A 23,869-nucleotide genomic window follows, 5' to 3' on the forward strand; every position below is an offset into this window, starting at 1 on the left:
AAGACTAAAATCCACTTTGTCATATCTAAAGTGGAATTTAACTTTTCACTTTAGAATGTTTTAATTTTAGAATAATGTGGTTGTCTAGATAAGCAATATGATGTAAAATATTAAGTAGATAAAAAAGAAGGAGAAGAAGTGTTCATGGCTATTGGTATTGTAAAGAATTTTAACAAAGATAAAGGTTTTGGATTTATCAACATGGAAGGTGAAGAAAGAGATATTTTCTTCCACTATTCACAACTTGTTCAAGAAGGATTTAAAACAATTGATCCTGGACAAAAGGTTGAGTTTGAATTAGTTGAAGGAGATCGTGGTCTTCAAGCACATCAAGTTGTTAAAATTACTGAATAAGGACAGTGTCCTTATTCTTTTGTTTTAAGGAGGTATTTTATGAACGATACAAAAAAGGGAATGTTATTTATTATGATGGCAGCATTATTTTTTGCAAGTATGAATGTTTTTGTTAAGTTATCAGGTGATTTATCATCTATTCAAAAAAGTTTTTTTCGTAATTTAATTGCAGCACTTTTTGCATTTATTATTCTAATTAAAAGTAAAGAAGGTTTTACCTATCAAAAGAAGGATATACCGATGTTGCTTTTACGTTCTACTTTTGGAACGATAGGTATCTTATGTAATTTTTATGCAGTAGATCATTTATTAGTAAGTGATGCATCTATGCTTAATAAGTTATCACCATTTTTCGTTATTATCTTTTCTTCATTATTTTTAAAAGAAAAAGCAAATACGATTCAAAAAGTAACAGTTGTGATTGCTTTTATAGGAAGTTTATTTGTAATTAAACCTTCTATTCATTTTGTAAGTAATATAAATTCGTTTATTGGAGTTTTAGGAGCGATGGGAGCAGGGATTGCTTATACCTGTGTTAGAAAATTAGGACAACAAGGTGTTGCTGGAGCAAAAATTGTTTTCTTTTTCTCATTATTTTCATGTTTATCTGTTGTACCTTATTTAATTTTTCATTTTCAACCTATGACACTTCAACAAATTGGTTGTTTACTCATGGCAGGATTAATGGCAGCAGGAGGACAATTTTCAATTACGAATGCTTATACATATGCACCTGCTAAAGAAATATCGATTTATGATTATACACAAGTTATTTTTGCAGCTCTACTTGGATTTTTCTTATTAAATCAAGTACCTGATGTTTATAGTGTAATCGGTTATATAATTATCATTGGAGTTGCTTTTTGGAATTTTATGAAACAAAAAAGATGCGTTTAGTGACGCATCTTTTGCCCTAATTGGATACTTCTTGCAAGCCTAAAAGCAGCTTTATAAACATTTTCACCAGCATTTTCTAAAGCTTCTTCTAAAGGACAACAATGATCGATACAACTTTCAATCGTGGTAATACAATCATAAATATCACCAACATTTTCTCCAATAGAGCCAACAATACAAACTGTGTCAACACCATATTTTTTTGCTCTTTGACTCACTCCAGTAGGTACTTTTCCATACATTGATTGATGATCAATACATCCTTCACCGCTAATAACAAGATCACAATCTTTGACGTATTCATCAAAATGAACAACATCTAAAACAGTTTCAATTCCACTTTGTAGTTTAGCATTTAAAAACGTCATTAAACTAAATCCCAAACCACCAGCAGCTCCAGAACCAGCTTCTTCACTATAATCTTGATAGCCTTTTTTAATACATATTTCTACAAGATGTTTTAACCCTTGATCTAAAAATTGAATATCCTTTTCATTAGCTCCTTTTTGAGGGCCATAGATAGTACTGGCACCTGTTTTACCACAAAGTGGATTTGTTACATCACACATGACGATGATTTGTGTATCTTTTATTCGAGAATCAAGTTGATGAGTATCAATATCTTCAATGAAAGGTAAGTTTTCAGGAATAGGTTCTAAAACTTGGTGATTTTTATCTAAAAAACGAATTCCTAAATGATGAGCCATTCCAATCCCACCATCATTGGTAGCTGAACCGCCAATTCCAAGATAGATTTTTTGACAATGACGATCTAGTGCATCTTTAATAAGTTCACCAGTTCCTTTTGTATTTGCTTCTCTAATTTTCTTTTCTTTAACAAGAGGCAGTCCAGAAGCACTTGCCATTTCAATAATAGCTCCTTGACTAGTGATACCATAGCTTGCTTGAATAGGCTCTTGTAAGGCATTATGACAGTCAATTGTTATATATTGACCATTTAAGGATTCAACAATAGCTTGTGTTGTTCCTTCTCCTCCATCAGCCATTGATAGCGTTTTAAAAGAAACATCTTCAAAAACTTCTTTAAATCCTTTTTGAATACTTTTAGATACTTCTAAAGAAGATAAACTTCCTTTATAAGAATCACTTGCAATTAATATTTTCATAGAAACCTCCTAAAGTGTAACATAACGATGAATGTGTAAATAATAAACAATAGCTTCCACTTCTTTATTTGGAAACATTTGCTTCATAATCTTTTTATAATAATACATTTGACCTTGATGAAGTTCTTTTAAGAGTTCATCAGAACTATTTTTAGCTAATGTATCTGTCTTATAATCAATGATTGTTATTTTATCTTCGTTAATACATAAAACGTCAAAAATACCATGAATAATTTGTTTATTTTCATTTAAAAATGAAAATTCTTTTTCTTTATAACAATATGAACTTTTTAACATCAATTGATAAATATCACTTTCAATAAAGCTTTCTAAATGAACCTTATATTGATTTAAAAGAGTTCTCGCTTCTTCATTAAATAAAGATCTTTGTATAATATTTTGAAAACATTCTTCAAAATTTAATTCTTTATCTAAAGGATATAATTCTAAAAATAAATGAACAAGAGTTCCTCGATCAGTTGCTTTCATTGATGATTCATTTTCTTCATCATCTCTTTCAAAAAAACGATTTCCATCATCAATAATAGAAGTAACTGCTACTGTTTTATCAAAAGGTTCTTTGTTTTGATAATTAAATTGACTATTTTTTAAATAAAGTTCTCGATCATTATTTTCTATTTGACTTGTTGGATAGATATATTCATCAATTGTATGAACATCAACAATTGATGTATGAAATTTAGAATGACAGGTATTAAGTTGCATCGTGTTTTCTTGATAAAGTTTTAATTGTAAAGCGTTATTTTTTACTTGATCCAAATCATAATAATTTTTAATTTTTTCATCAAATAATGATAAATCAATACATTGTTGAATAAAATCAGGATGACGTATTAAAGCAAGCATGATCCAATTCAACATTTGATTTGATTTACGAATCGTTGCAGGTAAAAGATGACATGAAGCATCCAGCGCATAATCAATGACTTGTTTTTGCCATTTTTCAATCATATTAATCTCTTTTAAACCCCCCGTTAAAATCAACTTTTGAGATGCTCTTGTAAGAGCTACATAAAGAATACGCATTTCTTCATTAATGGTTTCATTATCAAGAACTGTTGAAAAGATACCACGTAAAGGATGTGGATATTCAATAAGGACATTTTGAAAATCTCCTAAATCTTGTTTTTGATGAGGATTTAAAATGATTCCTAAATTTTTATCTTGAATTAAAGGTGCTTTTCCATCAGCAAAATTAAATTGATGGTTCATTTGATTAACGATTACGATAGGAAATTCAAGTCCCTTTGATTGATGGATCGTCATAAAAGTAACAGCATCACCATCACTTGAAAGGGTAGCAGGTTTATAATCAATTCCTAAAGTCATTGTTTGTTCAAATTTATGAACAATTTGATATAAAGAAAGATCTTCATCTGCTTTCAACATTTCAATTAAAAGTTGAACATTGGCATAGCGTTGTTTACCATTATAAAGAGAACTGATAAATAGATCATATTCGTTTTCTTTAATAAATTTTTCTAAAACTTCATATACTGGATGATTTCTAGCAAATTCTTGCATTTTATGATAATAGTTTAAAAAATCAATCGCTTCTTGATCGGCTGCTTGTTTTAAAGATTCATACATAGATGTATTTTCTATTTTATGAAGGTAAAGCCAGTTTTCATCAAAGCATGTTTTTTTATAATTTCCTTTAAGCAATGAAATAAGTGCCAAATCATCTAAACAATTATCTAATGCTTTTAAAAAGTAAACACAATCTAAAATTTCATTACTTTCAAAAAATCCTTTAGTAAGAACAATTAAATTCGGAATAGAAATAGCATCAAAGACCTTTTTATAAGTTATAAAATTAGCAACATTTCTCATCAAAACAACAACATCTTGATACTTTGCCAAACGATTTCCAGTATAAAAATCAAGTTCAAGATGACCAACCATCTCATGAATTTTTTTTCCAATCATTTTTGCTTCATATTCAATCATATCCACTGTTTCATCTTCGGGTTTTAAAACCAGCATAATTTCACTATCGAAACGTTTTTCTTGATCGTAACGTAACATGGCTTGTTGTAATTTTTCATCAGTATCACATTTTTCTTTTCGTAAAAAGTCGTAATTTAGTTGGGCATGAGGATCATTGTCGTATTCCAAACCACCATAACGACGATCCATAATCGCATTAAAGATATAGTTAATACTATCTAAAACAATTTTATTTGAACGATAATTGAATTTTAAATCGATTCTTTGATTATTATCTTCAAGACCATAAGTGAGATATTTTTCATTAAAAATATCTAAATCCGCTTTTCTAAAACGATAAATCGATTGTTTCATATCCCCAACCATAAAACGATTAATTTCAGGTTCTTGAAAACGAGAAATTAATAAAATCAAATTTTCTTGAATTTCATTTGTATCTTGGTATTCGTCAATCATAATTTCATGAAATTGTTGATAAAGAGTTTGAGCAACCCCTTGATTTTCACTTAATAATTGAAGGGTATATTGTTCAAGGTCATTAAAATCTAAATAAGAAAGAGATTTTTTATAAGCTTGGTATTCTTTTTGAAATTCTTTAAGATATTTTAAATAGATTTCTAAATGGCGATAAGAAACTTTTAAAACCTCACTTAATTCTTCAATCGAAGAAGGCATACATTTTTGATAAGCTTTACTAAAAGTGTTTTTAGTTTGATCTAATAAGGATTTATATGTTTCTTTGATTGAATCATCAACATCTTTATAACTAGCTGCGCGATGTTTTTCAATTTCTATACCCATTGAAAAATATTTTCCTTGATTAAAACATTCTTTTAAATTTTGAAAATAATTTTCTAAAACAGTATGTGGTGCAGGTAATTTCTTTGTTTCTTCAAAGTAAAAACCTAAACCATATGTTTGACAATAATCTTCAAGCTTTAAATAACTATCATAGGCTTCTTGAAAAGCTTCGTGTAATATTTTTTTTAATGGTTTTTCAAAAGGCGTATCTTCAATTGTTTGATCATTGATGACACGATCATAAAGTTTTATTTTCACTTGATCTAAATAATCATCAAAATGATAAACAGTATGTGATAAATTATCTAATTGAAAAAGAATTTCTTTAAAAGAATTAAATTGATAACCAGTATAATTTTCTTGATAAAAATCATAAAATTCTTTTTCTTGAACCCATTTTTCAAGACATTGATTTAAAATATTTTCTTTAATTAAAGTAGGGTTTTCAAGAATTTCAAACTTAGAATCCAAATGAATTGTATAGCCATATTGACTTAATAAATCACTACAAAAAGAATGGAAATTTGTAATATAAGCATCATTTAATAATATCTTTTGTTTTTCTAAATGTACTTTTAAAGAATCATCAACAATATGAATTCTTTTATTTAAACTTTCTACGAGTCTTTGTTTCATTTCTAAAGCAGCTGCTTTCGTAAAAGTTAAAACAAGTAAAGAATCTACACTTACATGATCATCTTCAATTAAAGACATCATACGATTAACAAGAATTTTTGTTTTTCCAGAACCAGCAGGTGCTGAAACTAAAATAGAACTTCCACGACTATAAACAGCGAGATTTTGTTCATCATTTAAACTTTTATCTTTCTTCATTTTGACCTCCTAATTCAATTTGATGATCTTCATTATAGAAAATATCATAATTACAAATGGCTTTATAATGACAAAAACGACAAGGATTAATATGCATATCAATGTTTGGATTATCACTACGTGTTGGATAAATACGAATATCTCCAGTAATCATTTGTTGGTAAAGACTTTGAATGTGTAAAGTGATTTCTTGTAAAAGGGTATCTAATTCATCATGAGAAATAATTTTAGCGTTACTATAAGGACTACCATCTTTTTTAAGTTTGATCTTGATAATATCACTTTCTTGTTCCATTTCATGATCAATTTCTAAATAAGTGTCATCTACACTATAGCCATCCATTTTATAAAGTTTAAAAAAACTTTCAGGATCTTGTTTTTCTAAAATAGAAATCTCACTTTTTAACATTCTTTTCTTTGTATTAAAATACAAAACAGCGCCTTTATCATAGTTTTTATTCTTTGATAACATTTCTAAATAAATCAACATTTGCATATTAAATCCTAAACGTGCTAGTTCTAAATTCAATACTTTATTCGAAGATTTATAATCAATGACTTTTAAATAATTTTGATATAAATCTACACGATCAATAAAACCTTTAAGTTCAATATCTTGAATCTTATCATAAACTCTTTCTTCACAAGCAGAGAGTTCAAATAAACCATGTTGCATCTGTTTTGCTAGAACAATAATTGTATTATATAAATCATCTTCAATCAGTTTTAAAAAGAATTGATTTTTTTTCAAAGTATATTTCTTTAACATATGAGTCTTTAAATAGTTTTGAATATTTAAATGAATATCTTCTTTTAAGGAATCAAAGTTTTTAGCTTGATAGTTATTGAAATAATGATGATTTTTTTCTAAAACATAATGAACTAAAGTACCGATTTCATTACTTTGTATTAAAGAATTATTTATAGAATCTACTTTTAACATATATTGTAGATAGTATTTATAAGGGCATTGGTTATAGACCTCTAATTTACTTGCGGAAAGAGGATTATGTTGATGATTGATATGCATTGGTAATACTTGATGATGGGATTGTTTGTAAACCAAGAGATGATGATTTAAAACAGATAACGAATCATCTTGATGTCCTTTTAAATAATAATCTTCTTTTAATGAAGGATGAATAAGTATATGTTTTTTAAAAGTTGGTATCGTAAATAATTTCGTTAATTTTTGAATAATCGATGAAACAACCAAATCTCCACCATTTAAATCTCTTAATGCATAACTTAAAATGATTTTTTGATGGTGACAAGAAAAAAGATGTCTTAAAGTATTTTGATGTTTATTTAGTGCATCATAGGTTGTAGGATACTTTAATGCAAGTGCTTCTTGATTTAAAAGTAAATTGGTATTTTTAAATTCTTGAGGAATAATTGTTTCATTTAAACCTAAACAATAAACATATTTTGCTTGTAAGAGTTCACTGTAAGGTTGATTGTAATTAAGTAAATAAAGACTGTCATAGCTTTCCTTAAGAGAATGTGTTTTTTTAGAAAACATTTCTTGAAGTAAACTTAAATATTCTTTTAAAGAAAGAGGTTCAGTTCCTTCAAGTTTTAAACTTGAAAGTAAAGCATAAACAAGTTCATTTTTACAAAAAGAGTGTTCAATAAAATCAATCAAAGATAAAGAATAGGATGATAAATCATGACCTTGAATCTTTAAAACTGCTTTTTTTAATGCTCGATAATTTTCATCATCAATAAAACCTTGTAAAGTATATAAATTTTTTAAATAAGATACATATTGATGATCTTGAAAATTTAATAAATATAAAGAACTGATTGCATCTAAAAGATATGTTTCATCTTTACTTAGGCAATATTGTAAAAGCATATTAACGACTTGAAAAGCTTGATTAGTGATTGTTTCTTTTCGATTATATGCAAGGTTAAATTGATCTAAAATACGACAAAGATGACGATAATAATCATCATTTGGGTAATAAATCACAAAATCACGTAAAGCATTTTCTTTAAGTAATGTATTAATATCAAAAACAACTTGTTTGACTTCTTCTTGAATCGTTGATGCTTTTAAGATTTGATAAGGATGTTCAAAATCACTTTTTGTATGTGATGAATCAAATAAATGATTTGTGACATAACCTGTATAATCAAGAATTTCATTTTCTTTTGTATCTTGATAAATAAAAACATGACCATATTGATCAAGCTTTTGAATAAGTGCTTGATTTTTAGGAATTGTTATTTGATTTGTTAGAAAATAATAATAATTGTGGCACTTTTCATCAATAAGTGAATAAATAAGATCATGTTCTAAAAAATGAGTTTGATCAAATTGATGATATAAATTGAAAAGTGTTTTAATTTTTTCTTTTGATAAATCTGGTAACTCTTTTGTTGTTTCTTGAATATTATAAAGATAGAAATTTTTAAAAATATCTAATATTTGTTTAGCTGTTAAAACATGATTAGCGCTTAAATGAAATAAAGAAGAGGTATCTTCTTTATTCATTTTAATAATTTCTAAAAGATTTTGAATATCTGTTTTTTTTCTAAAATCTTGATGATATATTTGTAGAATCTTTTGATAAAACGACGATAATGTCATGAGTTCAATATTAAAAAGGGTATCTGTACATTTTAAGAAAATTTCTTCGTAATATTTAGGATCATCAACAATGACGTAATGAATAGCAAAAGGATTTTCTTTTGCAGAGTGTAAACAATCATTTATGATTTGTTTCATTGTTGAACTATAGTGATTTGAGTTATAAATATGCATAATGTCACCTCTTGCTTTATTTTATCATAGATAGATTTAAATATTTAGTGAAAACTCTTATTAAAAGGATAAAATACGGAGTTAATAAAAAAAGAACTGCAAGCAGTTCTAAATTCTTTCGACTTCATCAAGCCATATTTGAACATTGGCATCACTTGGCATACGCCAATCACCACGAGGTGATAAAGCGACAGATCCAACTTTTGGACCATCGGGGATACAACTACGTTTAAATTGTTGACTAAAGAAACGCCAGTAGAATAAACGTAACCATTTTTTAATTGTATCTTTATCATATTTATCTTTGAAGGCAAGTTTTGTCTTTTTATAAAGTTTACGAGGTTCATCACCAAAACGTACCATATGATAAATAAAGAAATCATGGAGTTCATAAGGACCAACGATATCTTCTGTTTTTTGAACAATTTTATCATCTTCTTGAGGAAGAAGTTCAGGAGATACAGGAGTATCTAAAACATCTTGTAAAATTGTTTCAAGAACTTGACCTTTATAAAGAGAAGAAACATAGTCCACAAGATAACGCACAAGTGTTTTAGGAACTGAAACATTGACAGCGTACATGGACATATGATCACCATTATAAGTTGACCAACCTAAAGCAACTTCACTTAAATCACCTGTTCCAATGACAAGTCCACCAATTTGATTTGCTTTATTCATTAAGATTTCAGTACGTTCACGGGCTTGAACATTTTCATAAGTAACATCATGTACATTTTCATCTTGATCAATATTTTTAAATTGCATTCTTACAACTTCAGCAATATTGACAGTTTGACTTGTCACTCCAAGTTCTTCCATGAGACCTAAAGCGTTATTTTTTGTACGTGATGTTGTTCCAAAACAAGGCATGGTAATTGCATAAATATTCTTTTTATCATAACCTAATTTTTCAAATGCCATGACACAAACAAGGAGTGCAAGCGTTGAATCTAAGCCACCTGAAATACCAATTACGACTTTATTTATATGAGTAGCTTTTAATCTTTGCATTAAACCTCTTGTTTGAATTTCAAAGACTTCTTTACAACGTAATTCTCGAAGGGCAGGATTACTTGGTACAAAAGGATGAGGATCATAGTAATGATTTGTTTCAATATCAATCAAATCCATATCAAAGTAAACATAGTCATAATCATGATGAGATTGATAAGTTGTCATCTTTCTTCTTTCACTAATAAGTTTTTCAACATCTAAATCACCATAAATCACTTCAGCATCAAAACCAGTACTTTCATTAATAATCATTCCATTTTCACAAATTAAATGATGCCCAGAGAAAACTACATCGGTTGTACTTTCTCCACTTCCTGCATTACTATAAACATATCCTGAAACAAGTTTTGCTGATTGCATTGAAACAAGGTTTCTTCGATAATCTTTTTTAGCAGTTAATTCATTGCTGGCAGATGTATTGCAAATGACCGTTGCTCCATTTAAAGCAAGTTCATTACTTGGCGCATTTGGAAGCCATAAATCTTCACAAATTTCTACACCTAATGTAAAACTTGGTAAATTTTGACAAGCAAAAACTACTTTACGACCAAATAAAACAATTTGTCCAAAAAGCTCAATTTCAATATTATCTTCAAAACAAGGTGTAAAACGTCTGCCTTCGTAATATTCATTATAATTTGGAATATGATATTTAGGAATAATTCCTAAAATATTTCCATCATATAAAACAGCAGATACATTATATAAATTATTTTGATAATGAAAAGGTAAACCAATAACGACAATTTGTTGATGTCCTTTTGTATCATGCATAATTTCTTCTAATTGAACAAGACATTCATTTAAAAGACGATTTTGTAAAAATAAATCTTCTAAAGTATAACCACTTAAAACAAGTTCAGGAAAAACAACCACTTGTGCTTTCTTTTCTCTTGTTTCTTTTAAGACCTTTTTAATTTCATTAGCATTATGTTTAACATTGCCAATAAGTGTATCAATTGATGCACTGGCAACTCTTATATATCCATCTTTCATAAAATTCCTCCATTTGTCCTTATTATAACAAAAACATAATTATTTTAGCATATCATTATGCAAAATATTCAAAATCTTTATAATAAAAGAAGAAGGAGAAATTTATGAATACATTATTATATCCATTATTTGGAACCTTATTTACATTTTTAATGACTACTTTAGGAAGTGCGTTGGTTTTTTTCTTTAAAGATGAAATCAAAGATTTTTATCAACAACTTTTTTTAGGATTTGCGGCAGGTATTATGATTGCAGCCTCTGTTTGGTCTTTATTGATTCCTTCCATGGAAATGGCGGAAGCCAATGGTCAAAATAGTGCGCTTATTTTAGGTGGAGGATTTATCATTGGAGCTTTATTCTTGCTTTTTTTAGATCATGTGATTCCACATCAACACTTAAATGAAGACAAGCCTGAAGGACCTAAAAGTATGTTGGGGAAAAATACCATGCTTGTTTTAGCAGTCACTTTACATAATATTCCTGAAGGATTTGCGGTAGGTTTGACTTTTGCGATTGCAGCAAGCAATTCGAGCATTACATTTGCTTCTGCACTTGCTTTAGCTCTTGGAATTGGACTTCAAAACTTACCTGAAGGAGCAGCTATTTCTCTTCCTTTAAAACAGGAAGGAATGTCACGTACAAAGGCTTTTGTTTATGGAAGTCTTTCAGGAATTGTTGAACCTATTGCAGGAGTTATTGCTGGTTTTACAATTCATATTATGCAAACAATATTACCTATTTGTTTGTCATTTGCTGCAGGAGCGATGATGTATGTTGTAGTAGAAGAACTCATTCCAGAAGCACAGCTTGGTAAACATAGTCATGTCGGAACTTTTGGTGTTTTGAGTGGTTTTGTGATCATGATGTTAATGGATGTTTTTTTAGGATAAGAGGAGATTAAAATGTTCTATTTTTTATTTATGATTTTGATGTTTTACATTTTTGGAAAATTATTTTTCTTTGGCTTAAAGGCAGCTTGGGGACTTTCAAAATTTGTTTTAACGATTATTTTATTGCCGATTACTTTAATGGTGATGGTCTCATGTGGTTTGCTTTATTTTGCCTTTGTTTTATTAATTGTTGTAGGAATTATAAGCTTTTTTAAAACAAATATCTAAATGTCAACTGATAGTTGACAAAACGAAAAGTAGAGTTGGTAGTACTTTTTGGATAATTGTTCTAAGATAGAAACAGGAGGGAAGTTATGAATTTATCAGAAAAAATAATGATGTTAAGAAAAAAAGAAGGGTGGTCACAAGAAGAACTGGCTAACCATCTTCAAATCTCAAGACAAGCTGTTTCAAAATGGGAGTCAGGTCAATCGATGCCTGATACCGATAAAATTATTCAACTTAGCCAACTCTTTCAAGTAACGACAGATTATCTATTATTAGATCAGGAAAATGAAGGGAATATTCAAACAGGGATTTATTTATCTTTGACACAAGTACAAGAATATTTAAAGATTAGAAAACAATCATCTTTAAAAATTGCCTTTGCAACCTTTTTATGTGTGATTTCACCTATTCCATTAATTGGTTTTACAACGCTATGTCAGTACCAACGATTTTATATGGCAGAAAATTTAGCAATAAGTATAGGTCTTAGTTTTTTAGTTATTTGTATTACGATAGCAGTTATCTTATTTTGTTTATGTGCTTTTAAAGTTAAAAAATATGATTTTTTAGAAAAAGAAGATTTTTCTCTTGAAAATAGTGTGAAAGAATACGCAGTTAAAGAAAAAGAAGCTTATCAAGATCACTATCACCGTTATCAAATTCTAGGCATTGCTCTATGTATTTTATCAGTTTTACCTATTTTTATCTTTTTAAATTATGAATTTTTAGAAAGTATTGCTGTTTGTTTTCTTTTATTGTTTGTAAGTATTGGTTGTTTTTTTCTTGTTTTAGCAGGAACTTATCAAAATGCATTGGATAAGATTCTACAAACAGGGGATTATACACCTGAACAAAAAAAGAAAAATGCTTTAAAATCAAAAATAAGTGCCATCTATTGGCTTGTTGTGACCGCTATTTTTCTTTATTATACTTTTGGTGAAAATGGTAATGGACAAATACAATATAGTTGGATTATTTGGGCAATAGCTGGTGTTTTATATGGTGTCGTGATGATCATTATAGATTTAATAAGTAGAAGAAGGAATTAAGATGCAAATAGTAGGATATATGATTTTGCTTGTCTTTTATCTTTGTTATTTTATAAAGATGTTTCAACAGAGAAAACAAGGAATTCAAACAGATCATATGGGAAAAGGAAAACAAGGAATTCAAAAGAAGATAGAAATAATGATGAAAGGAGCAACGATTGCTACTTTTATCATAGAAATACTAAGTATTTATTTAAATACAACGACTTTTCCATTGATAATTCGCATCATGGGAATATTTTTAGGAATCATAGGAGATATTGTTTTTATTGCTTCTGTTTTAACAATGAAAGATAGTTGGCGTGTAGGAGTGAGCTATGAAGAAAAAACAGATTTGATTACAGATGGTATTTACCAAATTAGTCGTAATCCAGCCTTTTTAGGTTTTAATCTTGTTTATCTAGGAATGTGTTTAATGTTTTTTAATACAATTTTATTGATTATTTCATTACTTGCAATGATGATGTTTCATCTTCAAATCAAATATGTTGAAGAGCCTTTTTTAAAACAAGAATTCAAAGAACAATACCTTCGATATTACCAACAAGTTAATTGTTATATAGGAAAAAGGACAGGTTTTAAATAACTTGTCCTTTATATGTTTTCTTCAATAAAATGTTCATATTGATTCCAATATTTTTGATAAATCCGTTTCTTTCCATCAAGATTTATTTGATACATTCTAAAAATAACTGGAATATTTTTAGGCATCCAGTGTTCCTTATAAGAATAACAATAATGCATACCTGCTTTTTTCATAACATGACCACTATGAATATTTTTAATATCATGGGTAGCAGTTAAATAATTAAGCTCTTCTTTTTGAGCTTGTTGAATAATGGATTTACAGCTTCACTCACAATTTCTTGATGCCAGTATTCTTTTTTTAGACCATAGCCTAAATCATGACTTTCATCTAAATCAATATTGATATAACCAATGGGAGTATTGTTTTTTTAACAAATAGCGTAAGCGTATCTCTGTTTCTTTTGATAAATAGAAGCATATCTTTCTTGATAAAAGCTTTTAGCTTCATCTAGATTTTTTAAAGGAAACCAAGGAAGAAACTGGTTGACTTCCTTATCAGAAAAAATGTCATAAAAAGCTTCTAAATCATTTTCATTGAATTTTCTTAAAGTCAATCTACGTGTGTTTAATGTTGGGGTATTCATACGGCTTCTTCCTTGCATTTTTGTTGAAGTTTTCTACCAATTGTCAACCACATGGTAATATAACAAGCACCACCACCGATAAAGTTACTGATAGCTTCAGCAATAAAGACACCATTAATACCAATAAATTTTGGTAGAATGACAGTTAAAGGAGCAACAATGATTACTTTTCTAAAGATCGAAAAGAAAATCGCTTGTTTTGATTTTCCTAAACCAACGGCAGTTGATTGTCCAACCATTTGGAAAGTCATCATAAAGAAACCAAAAAAATAAAGATGTAAAGATGTGATACCATGACTAATGATTTTTTGATTATGTGTAAAGATTTGAATGAAAAATTCAGGGAATAGGGTAATTGCAAGCCATATCACAAACATCATTATAAAAGAAACAATTGTGACAAACTTAATACCTGTAAGAACACGTTTATATTCTTTAGCCCCATAGTTATAACCTAAAACTGGTTGACAGGCATTGGCCATTCCTTGACCGGGTAATTGAGCAATTTCACGAATGGAGTTGATAATTGTCATGATGGCGATATAAAGATCTCCACCGTAAGTTTGTAAAGTCGAATTGCAAACAATCGTCACAACAGAATTGGTAATCCCCATCATAAAACCAGCTGTACCAAGTGAAAAAATACGTTTTACATAGTAGAAATTAAGTTTAAAATATTTTTTTCTAAGTTTCAAAATAGTTTGTTTACCTGTTAAAAATTGTAAGGTCCATAAAGCAGAAACACCTTGAGAAATGACGGTCGCAATGGCAGCTCCTTTAACATTCATATGTAAAACAAAGATAAATAGAGGATCTAAAATAATATTTAAAATAGCACCGATAAGAACTGTCATCATTCCGACTTTCGCAAAACCTTGACTATTAATAAAACTATTCATCCCTAGACTTACTAAAACAAAAATAGTTCCAATTAAGTAAATAGATAAATAATCCAAAGCATAACTAATAGTATGTTTACTGGCACCAAAAGCCCATAAAATATCTTCTTTGAAAATAAAACCAACAATCGTAAGAATAATTCCAAAGATGACAAGTAAAGAAAATGAATTACCCATGATTTCTTCAGCGTCATCATTTTTACCTTGACCTCTCGCAATTGAACAAAGAGGGGAACCACCCATACCAAAGAGGTTTGCAAAAGCCATGACAATGGAAATAATTGGTAAACAAATTCCTAGACCACCCATAGCAAGGGTCGCTACATGAGGTATACGTCCAATATAAATACGATCAATAACATTGTATAAAACATTAATGAGTTGAGCGACAATCATTGGTCCCGCAATTGACATAATATGTTTAGGAATACTTCCTATCGCAAAGTTATTTTGTGTTTCCATGTGTATCCTCCTTTTCTAAGGTATTATTCATTTGTTTAAGCAAACTAATAATTTCTCGTTGTTCTTTTTTAGAAAGTCCTTGTAAAATAAATTGGTCGCTTTCTAAACAAATTTGTTTGACAAGTTTTGCTTTTTCTTTTCCAAGTTTAGTTAGATGAATTAGAATAGAACGCTTATCATGATTTTGATTTTTCTTTTCAATATAATTCATCTTTTCCATCTTATTAAGTAAAGAGGTTGTTGTAGATTTATCTACAATACATAGTTTTCCTATTTCTTTAGGAGACAAGGGACCATGCTCATCTAAACATTGAAGGACTTTACTTTGTCCTGGTAAAACATCGATTTGTATTGTTCTTTGATTGATCCATCTTTTTTGATGATTAGAACATTTAAGTAATTGAAAATAAAATTGATCTTCTAACATAAGTGCCTCCTATATAGTTTGGATTCAAACTATATTTTATGCTTCTTTTTTTAGAAGTCAAGACTGATAACTTATTGGTACAAATTTTGGCATTCATAACAAAATGAGTCGTTTTTAAAATAGGAAAGCATTTTTTCTACTTCTTTTAAATTATCATTTTTATTTTTTTCTATGATCCAAGTTTCATTATGATAGGGAATAATAAGTTTGTTGGTTTTTGAAGTAGCATTTTTTAAATAGGATGAAGGAATTTGTACAAGTTGGTTTCCTTTGCGGTCATAAAAAGTTAAACCTGATTGCCAATAGGCAAGTAAATACATTTTATGGACTCTTTTATAAGTAGCATAAAGTAAGAAAATCATTAAAATGCAACATAAAGCAACCATATCAAAATGATGTATTTGAAATTGAATGAAAATGCATAATAATAAAACGATTATTAAAATAGGACATGCGAATAAAAAAGCATAAGCTTGATAATAACCAGATACAAAAAGATGAGGTTTATTAAAGATCACTGCTTCTTGTTGTATCTTTTTTTGTGATTTTTTGGTAATGATTTTTTCTGTTTGCTTTTCAATCGCTTTGGTTATTAATTCTTGAATTATATGATTCAACATAAAATCACCTCATCTATAAAGTAACATAAAAACAATGGAAGAGGTTACATTTATATATTTTTTATGTTATTGTAAGAGACGGAGGAAATTTTATGGATTATGAATTATTAGAGAAAGCTGCCATGACAAAATATGAAATGTCTAAAAAAGATCCATTTCGTTTTTTTATAAGAAGTATTGTGGCAGGTCTTTATTTAGGTCTTGCGACCATTTTATCTTATACATTGGCAGTTTTACTTGTAGAACATCATGTAATTGCGGCTAAGATTGCATTTGCGGGAGCTTTTGGAATTGGTTTAGTGATTATTGTTTTACTTGGATCAGAGCTATTTACGGGAAATTGTTTTACCACGATGTTTCCAGTTTACCATAAAAGATTAAAATTTTTAGATATTTTACCAATGTGGGGAATTTGTTATGTAGGAAACTTCGTGGGAATTTCCTTGATTTGTTTTTTATTTATTAGAAGTGGTGTTAATCATGAAGCGATGAATCAATATCTTGCAAACGTCGTTTCTAATAAATTAAGTTTTGATGGTTTAGAACTTTTTATTAAAGGAATTCTATGTAATTTTATTGTATGTGCGGCTGCATTTGTTGGCATGAAACTAAAAGAAGAAATGGCTAAAACATTTATTATGATGATTATTGTCATGACATTTGTTTTACCAGGATTTGAACATAGCATTGCGAATATGGGAACATTTTCTATGACCTTTACCGCTTTGGGTACAAGCATATCTTGGAGTGGAGTAGGATTACATATGTTACTTTCGACTTTAGGAAATATTATTGGGGGAAGCATTCTTCTTGGCTTACCAATCTATTTAATGATTCGACCAAAAAAAACTAGCGAATAAGCTAGATTTTTTTAATAGCATGGTAATTAATGAATTCAATATCCTTCGTCATTTCTTTAACTTTTTGACTACATAAGAGATCTAATTCATGAGCACGTCTTAAATGATAAGAAGATATTTGGTAAAGTTTCCAATCAATCATGGCAGGATGGCACATCAATTCATAATTTTCAACATCTTTATGTAAAATCATATTAATCATTTCAAAAGTTGCATCTTGATTATAGAAAAGTTCTTCAAAATAAACAGGTTCAAAGTCTTTTTGTAAGTACGTTTCTTGACGAATAGGTAAATCATATTCATAGGCCAGTTTTAAAACGACATCCCTGTTGCTTTTAAGTAAATGAACATGATGATGAGAATCTAAATGGGTTGGTTTATGTCCTGTAATTTTGATGAACTTTTCAATTTGGGCTTTCCATTCTTGATACAGTTCTTCTTGTAATACAATCGCTTCTCGATTTTTATAAGTATCTCTTGATTTGAAATTTCCTTTTTCATCAATAAAGCTAACTTTCGTTAAAGGCTTTCCAACGGTAATATTTAAATGAACTCCTAAACCTAAATTTGGATACGCTTTTGTCATTTCTAAATATTTTTCAATATTTTCCATATTCATCATACAAGTTGTTGAAGTTAAAATACCATCTCTATGTGCTTTTAAAATTCCTAAACATACACCTTCTGATAAACCAAAATCATCAGCGTTAACAATTAATTTTTTAATCATAATGAACCTCCTAAAGATATTATAAAGAAAATAAGTGAACTATGATACAAAAAATGCTAAAATACATACAAAGAAAGTGAGATGAAAATATGAAAGAACTCATAGTGGCGACAACCAATCAAGGAAAAGTCAAAGAAATTCAAGCAATGTTAAAGGATTTAAATATTGAAGTCAAATCTTTAAAAGATGTTTATGATGATGTTCCAGATATTGTTGAAGATGGAAAAACATTTAAAGAAAATGCTTTGATTAAAGCAAAATATGTTGCTGATGATTTACATAAAATTGTTTTAGCGGATGATAGTGGCATTGAAATCGATGCTTTTGGAAAGCTTCCAGGAATCTATTCTGCTCGCTTTTTAGGAAAAGATACCCCTTATCCAATTATCAATCAAGCAATCATTGATGCAATTGAAGGTAAAGAAAGAACATGCCGCTTTGTATGTGCTCTAGCTTTATGTATTCCAGATCAAGAACCTATCTTGATTCAAGAAACATTTGAAGGTGAAATTCATGATCATATTGCCGGGGTCAATGGTTTTGGCTATGATCCAATTTTCTATTTCCCACCTTGTCAAAAAACAAGTGCAGAGATGACTTTAGAAGAAAAAAATAAATACTCACACCGTGCTAAAGCACTCAAAAAATTATATGCAATTTTAAAAGAATTATAGAAGGAGATAAAAATGAACCATATTGTATTAGTACACCCAGCAATTCCTCAAAATACTGGAAATATTATGAGAACATGTGTCGCAACCAATACAGCGTTACATATTATTAAACCTATGTCATTTGAATTAGATGATAAAAAAATGAAAAGAGCGGGGCTTGATTATATTAAAGATTTAGATTTACATGTCTATGAATCTTATGAAGAATTCAAAGCTAAAAACCCAGGAGAATATCATTTTTTTACACGCTATTCAAAACTTTGTTATACGGATCAAGATTATAGTGATAGTTCTAAGGAACATTATTTATTCTTTGGACATGAACATGATGGAATTCCTAAAGAAATTTTAAAAGAAAATTTAGATCGTTGTGTACGTATTCCAATGTCAGATAAAGTAAGAAGTCTTAATTTATCTAACTGTGCAGCGCTTACGATTTATGAAGTTTTAAGACAACAAGATTATCCAAACCTTTCTAAAGTAGAAGTTCAAAAAGGTGAAGAATTTTTATATGACTTATAGTAAAAAAGATATACTGACAAGTATATCTTTCATGCTATTTATCATTTCTTTTTCTGTTGTTTTTGTTGCCTTTTTTAAACCACTTTATTATTTTGATATTCATCATTTAAAACTTGTTGAAAATACACGTTATACATATCAACAAATTAAAGAAAATTATCAAATCTTAATACATTATCAATCTATCTTTTATCAAGGAAAACTTGTTTTTAAAGATTTTATCATGTCAAAAGGTGGACGTATTCATTTTGAAGAAGTGAAACGCATTTTTGAAATAATTCAAATAGTATGTTTGCTTACTTTTTGTACAACTTCTTATTTGGTTTATAGACAAATTAAACAAAAAGAATATCGCTTTTTTAAATTGACAGCCATTTTAACGATTGTCATTCCTTTGATTTTAGGCTTCTTTGCTTTTATTGATTTTGATCGTTTATTTGTGATGTTTCATCAATTGGTGTTTAGTAATGATTATTGGCTTTTTAATCCTCGTCTAGATCCAATTATTAATATTTTGCCTGAAAACTTTTTTATGCATTGTTTTATATTGATTGTTTTTATTGTTTTATTCAGTGCATTTATTTGTTATAAAATCTATCAACATTATCAAAAAATGATTCTAGCTATTGATAATCATGAATCGTATACTCTTTAATTTGATTATATTTTTTATAACGTAATGTTTTAAAAAACATATAAATAAGTAAAAGAAGATGAAAAAGACAGATACTCAAATAAATAAGATCACGCAATTGTAAGTATATATAGTAAAAAAGGCCAATAATGAAGATATCAACAATATAACAATAAAAAGGTATTTGACTAGAAAAGAGTTTGGATTTTTTAAGCATTTTTAAAAGCTTTTGACGATCAATTAATAAAATATCATTGACAGCAGCTAATTGATAAGCGGCTTCTGTAAAATAAGAATTGGTAATAACGATTGCTCGATCTAAATGATAGTAAGAAATACCACCATATGCTTGTTGAATAGCGCTGACACCAATATTTTTTTGATATCTTTTACATTGAAATCCATAAGAAACTTGATTCTTTTTGGCAAGAAGATCAATGCCGTAATCACCACTTGCTTGAGTGATTTTGACAGAATGATAACCGCTTTTAATAAGCAATTTTTGAATCAGTAACTCAAATTCAAAGCCAGAAAGTTGATCAATTTTATTTTCATTGATATGTAAACAAAAAATATTTTTATAAAATTGAAAAATCCAATGAATAAGTGTTTTAATAAACCAATAAGGATATAAAAGAAAAATTTTATAAATAAAAGACATAAATTCACCTCTACGTGATTATAACATAAGGAGTATTCTATGAAAAAACTACTTTTTAAAATGATTATAATATTATTAGTTATTATTACTGGTTTTTGTGGGTACTATGGTTATTTAGGCTATCAAATTTACCAAGATAAAATCCAAGAACAATCTTTATCTGAAAGAGTCAATCAACTAAAGAGTAAAGAAGATTATGTAACTCTTGATCAAATTTCACCGATATATAAAGAAGCAGTATTAGAAAGCGAAGATCGACGTTTTTATCAACATGGTCCTGTAGATTATTATGGTTTAGCACGTGCCATGTTTATAAATATTACAACCTTTTCTTTTAAAGAGGGTGGTTCAACTATTACACAACAACTTGCTAAAAATCTTTGTCTTTCTTTTAAAAAAGATCTTTCACGTAAGTTTGCGGAAGTCTTTATTGCTAAAGATTTAGAAGATCACTATAGTAAAGATGAAATTTTAGAAATGTATTTGAATATTACTTATTTAGGTGAAGGGAACTATGGGATTCAAGCAGCAAGTCAATATTATTATCATATTGACGCAATAGATTTAAATAAGCAACAATGTGATATACTAGTTAAAACTTTAAAAAGACCAAGTGTTTATAATCCATCTAAAGTGAATTAAAAGACAGCAATTAAGCTGCCTTTTTTTCTAAACATTTTTCACAGATACCTGACATATTGATATCAATAACATCAATATGATGCTTGTACGTTTTTTCAAATTGTTTAATAATTTTTTTATCATTATTATCAAGATCATAGATTGTTTGGCAACAGTTACACATAAAGTGCATATGTGGTTGAATATTGCCATCATAGTGAACCATGGTATCTCCTAAATCGAGTTTCTTGATTTGTTTTGTTTCAACAAGTTGATTTAAATTACGATATACTGTTCCTAAGCTTAAATGGGGATAATCTACTTTTAAGTCCTGATAAATCATTTCTGCAGTAGGGTGATCGTATCTATGTTTTAAATTGTTGAAAATGAGCTCTCTTTGTTTAGAGTATCGAATCTTAATTTCTTTCATAATTTTCTCCTAATAGTAATGGTTACTATTATTATAAATAAATACCATACATCTGTCAAATCAATCCAAATTGAAGAAATAGTAAACAAAGAATAAAAGAAAGAATTCCATGATAGAGACGAGAAAGAAAATATTTTTTAAAAGAATAGGGAATAGCTTCTAAGAGATTATCAGCTTGCATCATAACGGAAAAACCACTAAAAGAGAGAAAGAAACATACAAAAGGAAGCATTTTTTTGGACTGATGAATGATCTTTAAAGAGCCACTACTAAATTCTAAAATTCCTTTAAGATAATCAAAAGAAAATTGAGGAAAAACATCTTGTAAAAAAGAAACAAAAAATTGGAAAATCAACATATATCCTAAAATAAAGAGGAAAGCATAGACACTGGAAAGAACACTTTTTTTAAAGGCTTTTACAAAAGAAAGATGTGGTTGTTTTAAAGTTTGTCGTACTTGTTTAAAGGTAAGTTTTTTTTGAGGATGGTGATAAAATAAGGCAAGTATGAGACTTGGTAGAAGATGACAAATAAAAATCAAAAGAGAATAGGGTGTGTTTAAGGAAACAAAAATAAAAGAGATGGAACTAAAAGAAGCAATGGAGAGAAGATGTTGAAGTTCATCAAGATCGATATAATGAAGTTCATAAGCTTCTTTAATAATTTTGATATTGGTTGGATAACCACAAAAAAAGGAGACAAAATAAAGAGAGGACATCATTGGTGTCAATGAAAATAAATTATAAAAAGGAATTTGTAAAAAATAAGCAAGGATATCTAAAATACCTAGGTTTAAACAAAGTGAAACAAGAATCATAAACGGAAGTAAAGAGGGTAGAAGATTTTTAAAGACAATAGTAATGACATCATGGCTGACATCAACAATCGTTGACATATGAAAAAAAGAAAAAAGTGTTAAAAATGTGACAAAGAGTAAAGTAAAATAGTCATTATATCTTTTCATAGCGTCTCCTAATTGGTAGAATAATTAAAGAGGTGAAAGAATGAAAGCAATCTTAGTATTAACATCAACAAATCCTTTTTATGAAGAAGAATTAAAATCTTTATGTGAGGCGTGTCATATTGAAGTGATTGATGTTGTGATTCAAAAATTAGAAAAAATAAATCCAGCAACGTATATTGGTAAAGGTAAAATTGAAGAAATTAAATTAAAACTTCAAGATGAAATGGTTATCTTTGATGATGAATTGACACCATTACAAGTTAAAAACTTAACGGATTTACTTGAAACAGAAGTTACAGATCGAACAGATTTGATTTTACGTATTTTTGATGAGCGCGCTAAAACAAAAGAAGCTAAATTGCAAGTAGAAATTGCTCGTGATCAGTATTTATTACCACGTCTTGTGGGAATGCAAGAACATATGTCTCATCAACAAGGTGGTTCTGGTTTTAGGGGCTCAGGTGAAAAACAAATTGAACTTGATCGAAGAATCATTGCTAGAAAGCTTGCCCGCTCTCGAAAAGAACTGGCTGAAATCGTCAAACAAAGACAAGTACAAAGACAAAGAAGAAAGAATAACCAAATTCCAGTTATTGCTTTAGTAGGTTATACAAATAGCGGAAAATCGACTTTATTGAATACGTTATGTCCTGATAAACAAAAGAAAGTTTTTGAAAAAGATATGTTATTTGCGACTTTAGAAACATCCACAAGACATATTAAAATAAAAAATCATGGTTGTTTACTTACAGATACTGTTGGTTTTATTGAAAGATTGCCTCATCATTTAATTCAAGCTTTTCGTTCCACTTTAGAAGAGGTAAAAGAAGCAGATCTTTTATTACATGTTGTAGATACAAGTTTTGAAGACTATCAAATGCAAATAGAAACAACCAATGAAGTCTTAAAATCATTAGGGGTTGAAAATACACCAATGATTTATGTTTATAATAAAATTGATTTAAATAAATATGCTTATATCCAACCACAATCACCTTATGTTTTTATTTCAGCAAAATATAAAAGAGGTCTTGATTTATTAGAAGATGAAATCTCACATCTTCTCTTTAAAGATTATGAAGTATTTGAACTCTCTATTCCTTATAGTCAAGGAGAAGATTTTAAATATTTACATCAACATTGTTATGTAAAAGAAATAGAATACTTAGAAAAGAGTATTTATTTGAAAATAGAAGCAAGAAAACAAGAAATAAAGAACTATTTACATTATTGTTTAAAACATTAAAAAAATAAGCCAA

Annotated in this window: 25 protein-coding genes; 12 read left to right on the forward strand and 13 right to left on the reverse strand. The window is 28.5% G+C overall.

All coding sequences use genetic code 11. The annotated features are described in order from the left end of the window. Window positions 1-144: 144 nt before the first annotated feature. Together HUU89_RS03035 and HUU89_RS03040 are read left to right on the forward strand one after the other, a co-directional pair. Window positions 145-354: a cold-shock protein gene (locus HUU89_RS03035; protein ID WP_022002898.1), complete on the forward strand. Its 210-nt coding sequence runs from the start codon at window positions 145-147 to the stop codon at window positions 352-354. Between the two features lie 39 nt (window positions 355-393). Continuing rightward, window positions 394-1,251, forward strand: coding sequence for a DMT family transporter (locus HUU89_RS03040; RefSeq protein ID WP_175300966.1), 858 nt, complete (start codon window positions 394-396; stop codon window positions 1,249-1,251). On the opposite strand, the gene HUU89_RS03045 is transcribed toward HUU89_RS03040, so the two are convergent. The 4 genes from HUU89_RS03045 to HUU89_RS03060 form a co-directional block, all read right to left on the reverse strand. Continuing rightward, entirely contained in the window at window positions 1,248-2,378 is a 1,131-nt protein-coding gene (locus tag HUU89_RS03045) for a glycerate kinase (RefSeq protein ID WP_175300967.1), read from the reverse strand. The two genes, HUU89_RS03040 and HUU89_RS03045, sit on opposite strands and share 4 nt — an antisense overlap. Before the next feature lie 9 nt (window positions 2,379-2,387). Further along, window positions 2,388-5,984, reverse strand: a complete 3,597-nt coding sequence (locus HUU89_RS03050; RefSeq protein WP_175300968.1) for a UvrD-helicase domain-containing protein — start codon at window positions 5,982-5,984, stop codon at window positions 2,388-2,390. Beyond that, complete coding sequence (locus HUU89_RS03055) at window positions 5,971-8,754, reverse strand: PD-(D/E)XK nuclease family protein (protein WP_175300969.1); 2,784 nt, start codon at window positions 8,752-8,754, stop codon at window positions 5,971-5,973. Before HUU89_RS03055 ends, HUU89_RS03050 begins: the two co-directional genes overlap by 14 nt. Window positions 8,755-8,862: 108 nt before the next feature. Beyond that, complete coding sequence (locus tag HUU89_RS03060; RefSeq protein ID WP_175300970.1) at window positions 8,863-10,767, reverse strand: NAD(+) synthase; 1,905 nt, start codon at window positions 10,765-10,767, stop codon at window positions 8,863-8,865. Window positions 10,768-10,871: 104 nt separating this feature from the next. On the opposite strand from HUU89_RS03060, the gene HUU89_RS03065 reads away from it, so the two are divergent. The 4 genes from HUU89_RS03065 (at window position 10,872) to HUU89_RS03080 (ending at window position 13,520) form a co-directional block, all read left to right on the forward strand. Continuing rightward, window positions 10,872-11,657, forward strand: a complete 786-nt coding sequence (locus HUU89_RS03065; RefSeq protein ID WP_032090504.1) for a ZIP family metal transporter — start codon at window positions 10,872-10,874, stop codon at window positions 11,655-11,657. 12 nt (window positions 11,658-11,669) lie between these two features. After that, window positions 11,670-11,885 (forward strand): hypothetical protein, encoded by a 216-nt coding sequence (locus HUU89_RS03070; protein ID WP_022002891.1) that lies wholly within the window; start codon window positions 11,670-11,672, stop codon window positions 11,883-11,885. A gap of 86 nt (window positions 11,886-11,971) precedes the next feature. After that, window positions 11,972-12,934, forward strand: coding sequence for a helix-turn-helix domain-containing protein (locus HUU89_RS03075; protein ID WP_175300971.1), 963 nt, complete (start codon window positions 11,972-11,974; stop codon window positions 12,932-12,934). A gap of 1 nt (window position 12,935) precedes the next feature. Then, window positions 12,936-13,520 carry a methyltransferase family protein gene (locus HUU89_RS03080; RefSeq protein WP_217498410.1) on the forward strand — a complete coding sequence of 195 codons (585 nt, stop codon included), beginning with the start codon at window positions 12,936-12,938 and terminating at the stop codon, window positions 13,518-13,520. An 8-nt stretch (window positions 13,521-13,528) separates the two neighbouring features. Here the strand turns inward: HUU89_RS03080 and HUU89_RS14880 are convergent, their stop codons facing one another. The 5 genes from HUU89_RS14880 to HUU89_RS03100 all read right to left on the reverse strand — a co-directional run bounded on the left by HUU89_RS14880 (window position 13,529) and on the right by HUU89_RS03100 (window position 16,514). Continuing rightward, window positions 13,529-13,693 (reverse strand): hypothetical protein, encoded by a 165-nt coding sequence (locus HUU89_RS14880; RefSeq protein ID WP_227391476.1) that lies wholly within the window; start codon window positions 13,691-13,693, stop codon window positions 13,529-13,531. Between the two features lie 197 nt (window positions 13,694-13,890). After that, the gene (locus tag HUU89_RS14885) at window positions 13,891-14,106 is read right to left on the reverse strand and encodes a GNAT family N-acetyltransferase (RefSeq protein WP_227391477.1); all 216 of its coding nucleotides are present in this window, start codon (window positions 14,104-14,106) and stop codon (window positions 13,891-13,893) included. After that, window positions 14,103-15,467 (reverse strand): MATE family efflux transporter, encoded by a 1,365-nt coding sequence (locus tag HUU89_RS03090; protein ID WP_032090501.1) that lies wholly within the window; start codon window positions 15,465-15,467, stop codon window positions 14,103-14,105. Before HUU89_RS03090 ends, HUU89_RS14885 begins: the two co-directional genes overlap by 4 nt. Further along, the gene (locus HUU89_RS03095) at window positions 15,451-15,894 is read right to left on the reverse strand and encodes a MarR family winged helix-turn-helix transcriptional regulator (RefSeq protein ID WP_147579523.1); all 444 of its coding nucleotides are present in this window, start codon (window positions 15,892-15,894) and stop codon (window positions 15,451-15,453) included. Before HUU89_RS03095 ends, HUU89_RS03090 begins: the two co-directional genes overlap by 17 nt. A 71-nt stretch (window positions 15,895-15,965) precedes the next feature. Beyond that, entirely contained in the window at window positions 15,966-16,514 is a 549-nt protein-coding gene (locus HUU89_RS03100) for a hypothetical protein (protein WP_175300972.1), read from the reverse strand. Between the two features lie 92 nt (window positions 16,515-16,606). Here HUU89_RS03100 and HUU89_RS03105 point away from each other — a divergent pair, with 92 nt between their 5' ends. Beyond that, window positions 16,607-17,374, forward strand: a complete 768-nt coding sequence (locus HUU89_RS03105) for a formate/nitrite transporter family protein (protein ID WP_175300973.1) — start codon at window positions 16,607-16,609, stop codon at window positions 17,372-17,374. A gap of 1 nt (window position 17,375) precedes the next feature. On the opposite strand, the gene chbG is transcribed toward HUU89_RS03105, so the two are convergent. Continuing rightward, on the reverse strand, window positions 17,376-18,104 hold the full coding sequence (chbG, locus tag HUU89_RS03110) for a chitin disaccharide deacetylase (RefSeq protein WP_175300974.1): 729 nt from the start codon (window positions 18,102-18,104) through the stop codon (window positions 17,376-17,378). Window positions 18,105-18,193: 89 nt separating this feature from the next. Here chbG and rdgB point away from each other — a divergent pair, with 89 nt between their 5' ends. The 3 genes from rdgB to HUU89_RS03125 are packed head-to-tail and all read left to right on the forward strand — an operon-like array spanning window position 18,194 to window position 19,955. Further along, a complete protein-coding gene (gene rdgB / locus HUU89_RS03115; RefSeq protein WP_119363677.1) occupies window positions 18,194-18,778 on the forward strand; it encodes an RdgB/HAM1 family non-canonical purine NTP pyrophosphatase in 585 nt (194 codons plus the stop codon). A gap of 12 nt (window positions 18,779-18,790) precedes the next feature. Further along, entirely contained in the window at window positions 18,791-19,300 is a 510-nt protein-coding gene (locus tag HUU89_RS03120; RefSeq protein WP_032090495.1) for a tRNA (cytidine(34)-2'-O)-methyltransferase, read from the forward strand. Further along, the gene (locus tag HUU89_RS03125; RefSeq protein WP_175300975.1) at window positions 19,290-19,955 is read left to right on the forward strand and encodes a TIGR01906 family membrane protein; all 666 of its coding nucleotides are present in this window, start codon (window positions 19,290-19,292) and stop codon (window positions 19,953-19,955) included. The genes HUU89_RS03120 and HUU89_RS03125 overlap by 11 nt, the downstream gene beginning before the upstream one ends. Here the strand turns inward: HUU89_RS03125 and HUU89_RS03130 are convergent. Further along, on the reverse strand, window positions 19,924-20,595 hold the full coding sequence (locus HUU89_RS03130) for a restriction endonuclease (RefSeq protein ID WP_119363675.1): 672 nt from the start codon (window positions 20,593-20,595) through the stop codon (window positions 19,924-19,926). The two genes, HUU89_RS03125 and HUU89_RS03130, sit on opposite strands and share 32 nt — an antisense overlap. A gap of 39 nt (window positions 20,596-20,634) precedes the next feature. On the opposite strand from HUU89_RS03130, the gene HUU89_RS03135 reads away from it, so the two are divergent. Further along, entirely contained in the window at window positions 20,635-21,237 is a 603-nt protein-coding gene (locus HUU89_RS03135) for a transglycosylase domain-containing protein (protein ID WP_175300976.1), read from the forward strand. Between the two features lie 10 nt (window positions 21,238-21,247). On the opposite strand, the gene HUU89_RS03140 is transcribed toward HUU89_RS03135, so the two are convergent. Then, window positions 21,248-21,646, reverse strand: a complete 399-nt coding sequence (locus HUU89_RS03140; RefSeq protein WP_175300977.1) for a transcriptional repressor — start codon at window positions 21,644-21,646, stop codon at window positions 21,248-21,250. Between the two features lie 55 nt (window positions 21,647-21,701). Next, window positions 21,702-22,610: a hypothetical protein gene (locus HUU89_RS03145; protein WP_147579531.1), complete on the reverse strand. Its 909-nt coding sequence runs from the start codon at window positions 22,608-22,610 to the stop codon at window positions 21,702-21,704. 40 nt (window positions 22,611-22,650) lie between these two features. Here HUU89_RS03145 and hflX point away from each other — a divergent pair, with 40 nt between their 5' ends. Continuing rightward, complete coding sequence (gene hflX / locus HUU89_RS03150) at window positions 22,651-23,856, forward strand: GTPase HflX (RefSeq protein WP_175300978.1); 1,206 nt, start codon at window positions 22,651-22,653, stop codon at window positions 23,854-23,856. Window positions 23,857-23,869 lie beyond the last annotated feature (13 nt).

The sequence above is a fragment of the Faecalibacillus sp. H12 genome (assembly GCF_013361255.1).
In the GTDB taxonomy this organism is placed as follows: Bacteria; Bacillota_I; Bacilli_A; order Erysipelotrichales; family Coprobacillaceae; genus Faecalibacillus; species Faecalibacillus intestinalis.

Coding starts and splice junctions, on each gene's coding strand:
- HUU89_RS03035 (WP_022002898.1), top strand. CDS start 145: ATGGCTATTGGTATTGTAAAGAATTTTAACAAAGATAAAGGTTTTGGA.
- HUU89_RS03040 (WP_175300966.1), top strand. CDS start 394: ATGAACGATACAAAAAAGGGAATGTTATTTATTATGATGGCAGCATTA.
- HUU89_RS03045 (WP_175300967.1), bottom strand. CDS start 2,378: ATGAAAATATTAATTGCAAGTGATTCTTATAAAGGAAGTTTATCTTCT.
- HUU89_RS03050 (WP_175300968.1), bottom strand. CDS start 5,984: ATGAAGAAAGATAAAAGTTTAAATGATGAACAAAATCTCGCTGTTTAT.
- HUU89_RS03055 (WP_175300969.1), bottom strand. CDS start 8,754: ATGCATATTTATAACTCAAATCACTATAGTTCAACAATGAAACAAATC.
- HUU89_RS03060 (WP_175300970.1), bottom strand. CDS start 10,767: ATGAAAGATGGATATATAAGAGTTGCCAGTGCATCAATTGATACACTT.
- HUU89_RS03065 (WP_032090504.1), top strand. CDS start 10,872: ATGAATACATTATTATATCCATTATTTGGAACCTTATTTACATTTTTA.
- HUU89_RS03070 (WP_022002891.1), top strand. CDS start 11,670: ATGTTCTATTTTTTATTTATGATTTTGATGTTTTACATTTTTGGAAAA.
- HUU89_RS03075 (WP_175300971.1), top strand. CDS start 11,972: ATGAATTTATCAGAAAAAATAATGATGTTAAGAAAAAAAGAAGGGTGG.
- HUU89_RS03080 (WP_217498410.1), top strand. CDS start 12,936: ATGCAAATAGTAGGATATATGATTTTGCTTGTCTTTTATCTTTGTTAT.
- HUU89_RS14880 (WP_227391476.1), bottom strand. CDS start 13,693: ATGAAAAAAGCAGGTATGCATTATTGTTATTCTTATAAGGAACACTGG.
- HUU89_RS14885 (WP_227391477.1), bottom strand. CDS start 14,106: ATGAATACCCCAACATTAAACACACGTAGATTGACTTTAAGAAAATTC.
- HUU89_RS03090 (WP_032090501.1), bottom strand. CDS start 15,467: ATGGAAACACAAAATAACTTTGCGATAGGAAGTATTCCTAAACATATT.
- HUU89_RS03095 (WP_147579523.1), bottom strand. CDS start 15,894: ATGTTAGAAGATCAATTTTATTTTCAATTACTTAAATGTTCTAATCAT.
- HUU89_RS03100 (WP_175300972.1), bottom strand. CDS start 16,514: ATGTTGAATCATATAATTCAAGAATTAATAACCAAAGCGATTGAAAAG.
- HUU89_RS03105 (WP_175300973.1), top strand. CDS start 16,607: ATGGATTATGAATTATTAGAGAAAGCTGCCATGACAAAATATGAAATG.
- chbG (WP_175300974.1), bottom strand. CDS start 18,104: ATGATTAAAAAATTAATTGTTAACGCTGATGATTTTGGTTTATCAGAA.
- rdgB (WP_119363677.1), top strand. CDS start 18,194: ATGAAAGAACTCATAGTGGCGACAACCAATCAAGGAAAAGTCAAAGAA.
- HUU89_RS03120 (WP_032090495.1), top strand. CDS start 18,791: ATGAACCATATTGTATTAGTACACCCAGCAATTCCTCAAAATACTGGA.
- HUU89_RS03125 (WP_175300975.1), top strand. CDS start 19,290: ATGACTTATAGTAAAAAAGATATACTGACAAGTATATCTTTCATGCTA.
- HUU89_RS03130 (WP_119363675.1), bottom strand. CDS start 20,595: ATGTCTTTTATTTATAAAATTTTTCTTTTATATCCTTATTGGTTTATT.
- HUU89_RS03135 (WP_175300976.1), top strand. CDS start 20,635: ATGAAAAAACTACTTTTTAAAATGATTATAATATTATTAGTTATTATT.
- HUU89_RS03140 (WP_175300977.1), bottom strand. CDS start 21,646: ATGAAAGAAATTAAGATTCGATACTCTAAACAAAGAGAGCTCATTTTC.
- HUU89_RS03145 (WP_147579531.1), bottom strand. CDS start 22,610: ATGAAAAGATATAATGACTATTTTACTTTACTCTTTGTCACATTTTTA.
- hflX (WP_175300978.1), top strand. CDS start 22,651: ATGAAAGCAATCTTAGTATTAACATCAACAAATCCTTTTTATGAAGAA.